Annotated in this window: 9 protein-coding genes and 1 pseudogene; 8 read left to right on the forward strand and 2 right to left on the reverse strand. The window is 72.0% G+C overall.

Features of this window, described 5'->3' with window-relative positions:
* Positions 1-20 precede the first annotated feature (20 nt).
* Together ACFV0Q_RS34085 and ACFV0Q_RS34090 are read left to right on the forward strand one after the other, a co-directional pair.
* Entirely contained in the window at positions 21-551 is a 531-nt protein-coding gene (locus tag ACFV0Q_RS34085; protein WP_385010783.1) for a sigma-70 family RNA polymerase sigma factor, read from the forward strand.
* A 37-nt stretch (positions 552-588) separates the two neighbouring features.
* Entirely contained in the window at positions 589-1,095 is a 507-nt protein-coding gene (locus ACFV0Q_RS34090; protein WP_385010770.1) for a GNAT family N-acetyltransferase, read from the forward strand.
* An 85-nt stretch (positions 1,096-1,180) separates the two neighbouring features.
* Here ACFV0Q_RS34090 and ACFV0Q_RS34095 read toward each other — a convergent pair whose 3' ends face one another.
* Both ACFV0Q_RS34095 and ACFV0Q_RS34100 read right to left on the reverse strand, forming a co-directional pair.
* Complete coding sequence (locus ACFV0Q_RS34095; protein WP_385010772.1) at positions 1,181-1,615, reverse strand: hypothetical protein; 435 nt, start codon at positions 1,613-1,615, stop codon at positions 1,181-1,183.
* Complete coding sequence (locus ACFV0Q_RS34100; protein ID WP_385010773.1) at positions 1,608-1,976, reverse strand: hypothetical protein; 369 nt, start codon at positions 1,974-1,976, stop codon at positions 1,608-1,610. Before ACFV0Q_RS34100 ends, ACFV0Q_RS34095 begins: the two co-directional genes overlap by 8 nt.
* A gap of 608 nt (positions 1,977-2,584) precedes the next feature.
* Here ACFV0Q_RS34100 and ACFV0Q_RS34105 point away from each other — a divergent pair.
* From ACFV0Q_RS34105 to ACFV0Q_RS34130, 6 genes and pseudogenes are all read left to right on the forward strand, one after another.
* The gene (locus ACFV0Q_RS34105) at positions 2,585-3,640 is read left to right on the forward strand and encodes a methionine ABC transporter ATP-binding protein (protein WP_385010775.1); all 1,056 of its coding nucleotides are present in this window, start codon (positions 2,585-2,587) and stop codon (positions 3,638-3,640) included.
* Positions 3,637-4,305, forward strand: coding sequence for a methionine ABC transporter permease (locus ACFV0Q_RS34110; protein WP_385010777.1), 669 nt, complete (start codon positions 3,637-3,639; stop codon positions 4,303-4,305). Before ACFV0Q_RS34105 ends, ACFV0Q_RS34110 begins: the two co-directional genes overlap by 4 nt.
* Positions 4,306-4,395: 90 nt before the next feature.
* Positions 4,396-5,259, forward strand: a complete 864-nt coding sequence (locus ACFV0Q_RS34115) for a MetQ/NlpA family ABC transporter substrate-binding protein (RefSeq protein WP_385010779.1) — start codon at positions 4,396-4,398, stop codon at positions 5,257-5,259.
* A 152-nt stretch (positions 5,260-5,411) separates the two neighbouring features.
* Positions 5,412-6,137, forward strand: coding sequence for a GNAT family N-acetyltransferase (locus ACFV0Q_RS34120; RefSeq protein WP_385010780.1), 726 nt, complete (start codon positions 5,412-5,414; stop codon positions 6,135-6,137).
* Between the two features lie 76 nt (positions 6,138-6,213).
* Positions 6,214-7,431, forward strand: coding sequence for a precorrin-6y C5,15-methyltransferase (decarboxylating) subunit CbiE (cbiE, locus tag ACFV0Q_RS34125; protein WP_385010781.1), 1,218 nt, complete (start codon positions 6,214-6,216; stop codon positions 7,429-7,431).
* Between the two features lie 252 nt (positions 7,432-7,683).
* A pseudogene (locus ACFV0Q_RS34130) lies at positions 7,684-8,457 on the forward strand (hypothetical protein); the annotation flags it as partial.

Raw genomic sequence — 8,457 nt, forward strand, 5'->3', positions numbered from 1 at the left:
GCACACTCGTCCCGCCCGGCATGGACCTGCTGAAGGAACCCGACCTGCTCAAGGAGCTGGGCCCGCTGCTCTCCGCCGAGGCGGCCGCCGAAGCCCCCGCCGCCGGGGTGGACGCCGCCGACCTGGAACAAGCCGTCTGGGTCAGGCTGCTGGAGCGCGGCCCCCGCTCCCCCGACCCGACCGGCCGCGCCCGCTGGCTGCGGCGGGCGGTGCGCGCCGAGGCCCGGCTCGCCCGCAGGAGGACCCGCCGCGAGATCCCGTACGCGGCCACGCCCACGCCCGCCGCCCCGGCCGGCGAGCCGGAGGACGCCCTGCTGCACGGGGAGGAGAACCGGGCCCTCCGATCGGCGGTCGCCCGATTGCCGGGACGCTGCCCTCAGCTGATAGGCGCACTTTTGTCGCCGAGGGACCTCACCTACCGTGAAATCGCAGGAGAGTTGGGTATCTCACAAGGAAGTTTGGGACCGGTCCGTTCCCGTTGCCTGGGATGTCTGCGCAGAATGCTGGCTGCAGAGGTTGAGGCTCCTGGCCTTCGGGGAAGGGAGCGTTAGACCGGAGAGCCACCAGGTGAGCGGGAGGCATGCGCACATGGGCATGAGCGTGACCATTTCGGCGGCGGCCGCCGAAGACGCCGAGCAGATTTTCAAGCTGCAGTACCTGGCGTTCCAGCGGGAGGCCGAGCTGTACGGCAACTACCTCATCCAGCCCCTCACCCAGTCCCTGGACTCCCTCAAGGCGGAACTGGCGTCGGACACCGTTCTCGTGGCCCGGCTGGGCGACGAGGTCGTGGGCACGGTGCGGGGCAGCGTCGGCGAGGACGGCACCGCGAGCATCGCCAAGCTGTGCGTGCATCCGCGCCTGCAGGGCCACGGGCTCGGCGCCCGGCTGCTGCGCGGGGTCGAGGAAGCCCTCGCGGGCCACGGCGGCACGACCCGCTTCCGCCTGCACACCGGCGTCAAGAGCGAGTCGAACCTGCGCCTCTACCGCAAGGCGGGCTACGCGCAGGTCGGCAACCGCACCGCCTCCGACGGCGTGCACCTGGTGATCCTGGAGAAGGAAGCCGCCCAGGCCTCCGACTTCGCGGTCAGCGCCTGAGCCCCACGGGCTCGCGGGCCGTCCCCGGACCGGGGACGGCCCGACCAGAACGACGGGCCCCGGCCGGCACGGCGAGCAGCCGGCGCTACCGCTTCGCGCGGAGCCAGAGCATGCCGGTCACCGGCAGGATCACCGGGATGAACAGGTAGCCCATCCCGAAGTCCGACCACACGGTCGCGTCGGGGAAGGCCTCGGGCCGCACCAGGGTCCAGGTGCCGACGGCCAGCACCCCCGCCAGCTCCGCCACGCAGCACACCAGCGCCGCCTTGCGGGCCGTCTCCCCGCCGCGCACGAGCGAGTACGTGATGAAGGCATAGACCAGGGCCGCCGCGCCGGACAGCGCGTACGCGAGCGGCGCCCGGTCGAACTCGGTGGACATCTGGTAGGCGGAGCGCGACACGGCGCCGACCACCATCACCCCGTAGAGCCAGACCAGCAGCAGCCCCGGCCCGGAGACCAGCCGCTTGCGCGCGGCGGGCGCGGAGCCGGTCCCCGTGGCGGTCGTCGTGTCGTCAGGCACCGGCGGTTCCCCAGATGTCGTAGAGCCGTACTTCGAGGACGGCGAGGACGACCGCGCCCGCGGCCACCGTCACCGAACCCCACTTGGTCCGCTCGCTGAGCGAGAGCATCCCGGCGGCAGGGACCGCCGCGAAGGCGCCCAGCAGATAGGACACGAACAGCACCGTGCCCTGTTCCGGCTCCTCGCCCCGGGCCAGCTGGACCAGGCCGACCGCCAGCTGGGCCAGGACCAGTACGGTCACCACGGCCATGCCGATGAAGTGCCAGTCCTTGGTCGGCTGGTCCCGCCATACGGCGTGGCCGCACCAGGCGGCGAGGGCGAGGGCGGCCGCGGCGATGGCGGCCGTCAGGGCGTCGAGCATGCAGCGAGGGTATTACGGGCCGAAAGACCCGATGCGCCCACCCCTCGCCCCGGGCTCCCCCGGAAGGCGTGCGGGCCGCGCCGCCGTGATGGCGACCGTGGCCTTGACCACAACCCACCGGGCCGCGGAGCTCGACGCGGAGGTGTTCGTCAAGGACCTCCCGGCCGTGTCGGCGCTGGTCGGGGGCGCCGCGGCGACGCTTGAGACGCACGGCCGGCGGTGACCGATGTTGTCCGTAATGCGGCCGGAATCCGTCCGCTATACGGACAACATTGATCGGTGAGTCACTACGTCTGCTTTACTTGGGCCCATGACCACGACGAGCAGCCGCACCCTTGCGACCGAGGCGACGATGACGCCCGGTGCTCGTTGTATGTGTCGAATGCGCGCCTTCTGAGGGCCCCCACCTGCAGTCTCGCGCCCCGAAGCGAGACCGGCCGAGCCGCTCCGCCGCAGCCGTCACCTCCCTGACCGCCGTACGGACCGCTCCTGCCCCGCGCACGTGTCGACACGATCCTTTTCCACCGGTTCGACCCGTATCGCGTCCCCAGATGTTTGCCCCGTGCACGGCACCCGCACGCCGTGCACTCGACAGCGACGGAATTCCTGTGATCACCACATCGGGCCTCACGAAGGTCTACCAGTCCCGTGGCCGTGAGGTCACCGCCCTGGACGGCGTCGACCTGCACGTCCGCGAGGGCGAGGTCTACGGAGTCATCGGCCAGAGCGGCGCCGGCAAGTCCTCCCTCATCCGCTGCGTGAACCTGCTGGAGCGCCCCACCACCGGCACGGTCACCGTCGACGGCGTCGACCTCACCGCCCTGGCCGGCCGCGGCCGCCGCGCCGGCAAGGAGCTCCGCGAGGCCCGCAGCCGCATCGGCATGGTGTTCCAGCACTTCAACCTGCTGTCCTCGCGCACCGTCCAGGCCAACATCGAGCTGCCCCTGGAGATCCTCGGCGTCTCCGGCCGCGAGCGCTCCCGCAAGGCCCTGGAACTCCTCGACCTCGTCGGCCTCGCCGACAAGGCCAAGGCCTACCCCACCCAGCTCTCCGGCGGCCAGAAGCAGCGCGTCGGCATCGCCCGCGCCCTGGCCGGCGACCCCAAGGTGCTGCTCTCCGACGAGGCCACCAGCGCCCTGGACCCCGAGACCACCCGCTCGATCCTCCAGCTGCTGCGCGACCTCAACCGCCAGCTCGGCCTGACCGTCCTGCTCATCACGCACGAGATGGACGTGGTCAAGGCCGTCTGCGACTCCGCCGCCCTGATGAAGCGGGGCCGGATCATCGAGTCCGGCACCGTCGCCGAGCTGCTCGCCACCCCCGGCTCCGAGCTCGCCGCCGAACTCTTCCCGGTCAGCGGCGCCGCCACCGGCCCCGACCACACGGTCGTCGACGTCACCTTCCACGGCGAGGCCGCCACCCAGCCGGTCATCTCCCAGCTGTCGCGGACGTACAACATCGACATCTCGATCCTGGGCGCCGCGATGGACACCGTCGCCGGCCGCCAGATCGGCCGCATGCGCATCGAGCTGCCCGGCCGCTACGAGGACAACGTCATGCCCGTCGGCTTCCTGCGCGAGCAGGGCCTCCAGGTGGACGTCGTCGACGACGCCGACGCGATCGAGAACGAACTGGCCGCACTGGTCAAGGATGGTGCCAAGTGACCTGGTCCGAGATGCAGCCCCTGCTCAGCCAGGGCACCTACGACACCCTCTACATGGTGCTGTGGTCCACGCTGGTCACCGTCCTCGGCGGACTGCCCATCGGCATCCTCCTCGTCCTCACCGACAAGGGCGGCCTGCTGCGGAACCAGCCGGTCAACAAGGTCCTCGGCGTGATCGTGAACATCGGCCGCTCGCTGCCGTTCATCATCCTGCTGATCTTCCTGATCCCGGTCACCACGGCCGTCGTCGGCACCTTCATCGGCCCCACCGCCATGATCGTCCCGCTCGCGATCGGCGCCATCCCCTTCTTCGCCCGGCTCGTCGAGACGGCCGTGCGCGAGGTCGACCACGGCCTGATCGAGGCCGTCGAGTCCATGGGCGGCGGCATCCCGACCCTCGTCGGCAAGGTCCTGCTCCCGCAGGCCCTGCCCTCGCTGGTCGCCGCCGTCACCACCACCGTCATCACCCTGGTCGGCTACTCCGCCATGGCCGGCGCGGTCGGCGGCGAAGGACTCGGCTCCAAGGCCATCACGTACGGCTTCCAGCGCTTCGAGACCGGCTTCATGGTCGCCACCGTCGTGGTGCTGATCGCCCTCGTCACCGTGATCCAGCTCATCGGCGACGGCGTGGTACGCGTCCTCGCCCGCCGCGGCCGGACCGCCTGAACCTCCCCCACAGAAGAGCCCGCACTTGTCGTGCTTGGGCCACCACCAGCGGGTCCCCACCGGACCCGTACCGCCAGAAAGGCACTCTTCGTGCGTAAGAACATCAAGCTCACCGCTTTCGCCGCCGCCTCCGCCGCGCTCGCCCTCGGCCTCACCGCCTGCGGCAGCTCCTCGGACCCGTCCACGGCCAAGGCGGACGGCGGCAAGGTCGACGAGAGCAAGCCGCTGGTCATCGCGGCCTCCCCGACCCCGCACGCCGACATCCTGAAGTTCGTCAAGGACAACCTCGCCGCCAAGGCCGGCCTCAAGCTGGAGGTGAAGGAGTTCACGGACTACGTCCTGCCCAACACCGCCACCGAGCAGGGCCAGGTCGACGGCAACTACTTCCAGCACAAGCCGTACCTCGACGACTTCAACAAGAAGAACGGCACGCACATCGTGCCCGTCGTGAACGTGCACCTGGAGCCCCTCGGCCTCTACTCCAAGAAGGTCAAGGCCCTCACCGACCTCAAGGCCGGCCAGACCATCGCCGTCCCCAACGACACCACCAACGAGGGCCGCGCGCTCCAGCTGCTGGCCGCGAACAAGCTGATCACCCTCAAGGACGGCGTCGGCACCAGCGCCAAGCTCTCCGACATCACCGACAAGAAGGGCCTGGAGTTCAAGGAGCTGGAGGCCGCCACGGTCCCGCGCGCCCTGAACGACGTGGACGCCGCCGTCATCAACGGCAACTACGCCATCGAGGCCGACCTCTCGCCGGCCAAGGACTCCCTGATCCTGGAGAAGTCCGAGGGCAACCCCTACGCCAACTTCCTCGCGGTCAAGGACGGCAACCAGAACGACCCGCGCGTCCAGAAGCTCGCCAAGCTCCTGAACTCCGACGAGGTCAAGAAGTTCATCGAGGACAAGTACCAGGGCTCGGTCACCCCGGCCTTCGGCGCCCCGGCGGCCTGATCCCGAACCGCTGATCGGCCCCGTACGCCAGGTGTGCGTACGGGGCCGAGCGCTGCCCGCTTCCGGGCAACCCGGCCGCCACCCCCCACCGCCGATGCTGCATGCTGTGCCTACGGCCCGCACAAAGGTCCAGCAACGGCATGGAGCTGCGCATGACTACCACCTTCCCGGACGTCACCATCAGCACGGACCGGCTGGTGCTGCGCGCCTTCGAGGAGGAGGACGTCACGGCGCTCGCCGAGATGATGAACGACGAGCACGTCACCGCCTGGACCTCCGTACCGCACCCCTACACCCACGCCGACGCCCACGACTGGGCCCTGCGCCAGTCCCACGCCGAACGCACCGAGGGCCGCGGCATCGTCTTCGCCGTCACCGAGTTCCTCACCCAGCGCCTCGTCGGCATCGTCCACCTCCAGAACACCGACTGGCGCACCCGCACCACCGAGGTCGGCTACGTCACCGCCCCCTGGGCCCGCGGCGAGGGCTACGCCAGCGAGTCCGTGCTCGCCATCGCCCAGTGGCTCTTCCGCGACCAGGGCTTCGAACGCCTCGAACTGCGCACCGCCGCCGACAACACCGCCTCCCAGCAGGTCGCGCAGAAGATCGGCTGCATCAGCGAAGGCGTCCTGCGCAACGCGTGGATAGTGCGCACCCAAGCGGCAGACGGCAGCTGGACCGACACCCGCACCGACCTCATCGTCTGGAGCCTGGTCCCCGAGGACCTCGACGACGCCGACGACTACGAGGGCTACGACGGATACGACGGCTACACCGGCTACGAGGGCGGCGGCGGATACCCGCGCCACGACGCCGGATTCGCCTCGGCGCAGCGCGGCGACGCGCCCGGCCGCGCCGTCGGCGCCGACTGGAACTGACCCGATGGCCAGGTAGTCTCACCGTGCCCGACCCCGACGAAGCTCCCCCCGCCCCCACCTCAGGAGACTGACGACGATGGCCGACCGGGTCACGGTGATCGGCTGGGACGGCTCACCCCTGACCGCGGCCGCCCGGTCCGCGCTCTCCGCCGCCACCCTCGTGGCGGGCGCCGCACACCACCTCGCCCTCCCCGAGGTCCCGCCCGGCGCCGAACGCATCCGCCTCGGCAGCCTCGGCCTCGCCGCCCGCCGCATCGCCGGCCACCGCGGCACCGCCGTCGTCCTCGCCGACGGGGACCCCGGCTTCTTCGGCGTCGTACGCACCCTGCGCGCTCCGGAGCACGGCCTGGAAGTCGAGGTCGTCCCCGCCGTCTCCGCGGTCGCCGCCGCCTTCGCCCGCGCCGGGATGCCCTGGGACGACGCCCAGGTCGTCGTCGCCCACCCGCGCACCCTGCGCCGCGCCGTCAACGTCTGCCGCGCCCACAGCAAGGTCGCCGTCCTCACCTCGCCCGGCGCCGGACCCGCCGAACTCGCCCTGCTGCTCGAAGGAGTGCACCGCACCTTCGTCATCTGCGAGGAACTGGGCACCGACCGCGAACGCGTCACCGTCCTCACCTCCGACAAGGCCGCCGACCACAGCTGGCGCGACCCCAACGTCGTCATCGTCATCGGCGGCGCCGGCCAGGTCTCCGCCACCGCCGAACCCGGCTGGCTGCTCGGCCAGGCCCCGCACACCCACGCCGCCCGCGGCTGGGCCCGGCCGGACCCCGACGCCGGGGAGCCCGTGGGGGAGGGGGAGTCCGTACACCTGCGCGCCGCCCAGCTCGCCCGCCTCGGCCCCCGCACCGGCGACCTCGTCTGGGACATCGGATCCGGCTCCGGAGCCCTCGCCGTGGACGCCGCCGCCCTCGGCGCCGCCGTGATCGCCGTGGACGCCGACCCGAGCGCCTGCGCCCGCACAACGGCCGCCGCCCGGGGGCGCGGTGTGCAGCTCCAGGTGGTTCCCGGCCGCGCCCCGCACGTACTGGAGAACCTGCCCGAGCCCGACGTCGTCCGCGTCGGCGGAGGCGGCGCCGAGGTCGTCGCCGCCGTCGCCGACCGGCGTCCCGAACGGATCGTCAGCCACGCCTCCACGCGCGACGAAGCCGAGGCCATCGGACGCACCCTCACCGAACACGGGTACGCCGTCGAGTGCGCCCTCCTGCAGTCCGTGGGCCTCGACACCCGGACCTGGAGCGAACAGGACCGTTCCGTGGTGTTCCTGCTGGCAGCCGAGCGCCCCCCGAGCCGCTAGCCCGGAGCCCGGGGTAGGCTGGCCGATCGTCGTACCGCCCGGGAGGACGCGCGACGTGGCGCAGTCCACAACGGACCGTGCCGGTTTCTGGCCGACACGGCGGCCGACGAGCGCGACAATGCTCAGGAGTTGTTGTGCAGGCGTGCGTGAGGCGTCGTACCGCACGGCGACCCCGCACGACAGAATCCGCACGGCGGGCCCTGTGGGCGACCGGGCGATCGAAGAGGCAACACCGATGGGCGAGGGGTACGCATGACTGACACCGGCCAGGTCCCGGGCGAGGGTCACCCGGACAACGCGGGCATGGTGGATCAGCAGGGCATCCCCGCTCCGGTTCCGCCGCTGCCCCCGCTGCCGCCCCAGCCCCCGGCGGGCTACGCCTTCCAGGACCTCGTGGACGACCCCGCCGAGGCGGAGGACGAGGAACTGCTGCTGATGCCGAGCGGCCAGGGCTCCTGGAGCGACCCGCAGGTGGTCCCGCCGGTGCCCTCCTTCCCGTCCGAGTTCCCCGCCGAGCCCGTCTACACCGAGTACCCGCAGCCGGCCGCGTACCCCGAGCAGGGGCACCTCGGCTTCCCGCAGCCGGGCTACGCCGAGGGCGGCTACCCCGCGCCCCCGCAGCCCGTCTTCCCGGACCCCTCGTACCCCGGCTACCCCGACGCCTATGCCGAACCCGCCGCGTACAGCGCGGGCGCGCACGAGACCGGCGGCCGGGACAGCGGTGCGCTCGACCTCGGCGGCCTCGTGGTCCCGCCGGCGGCGCCCGCGGCTCCCGTGACCCCGCGCCGTCCGCTGCACATGGGCCCGCCCGTGCCGGAGGCGACCGGAGTCGTACGTTCCCTCGCGGACCGGGGTCCTGCGGCGGCCCCGGCTCCGGCCGTGCCCGTCGTCCCGGTTCCGGCCCCTGACGCCGGTCCGGCCCCCCCCGCCCCCCCCGGGCGCGACCAGGCGCAGCGGGCGGCTCCCAGACTCGTAAACACCACAGACGCTGCCGCCGACAGAGGTCGGGTAGATCACGGAGATCGC

The organism is Streptomyces sp. NPDC059564 (genome assembly GCF_042735575.1).
In the GTDB taxonomy this organism is placed as follows: Bacteria; Actinomycetota; Actinomycetes; order Streptomycetales; family Streptomycetaceae; genus Streptomyces.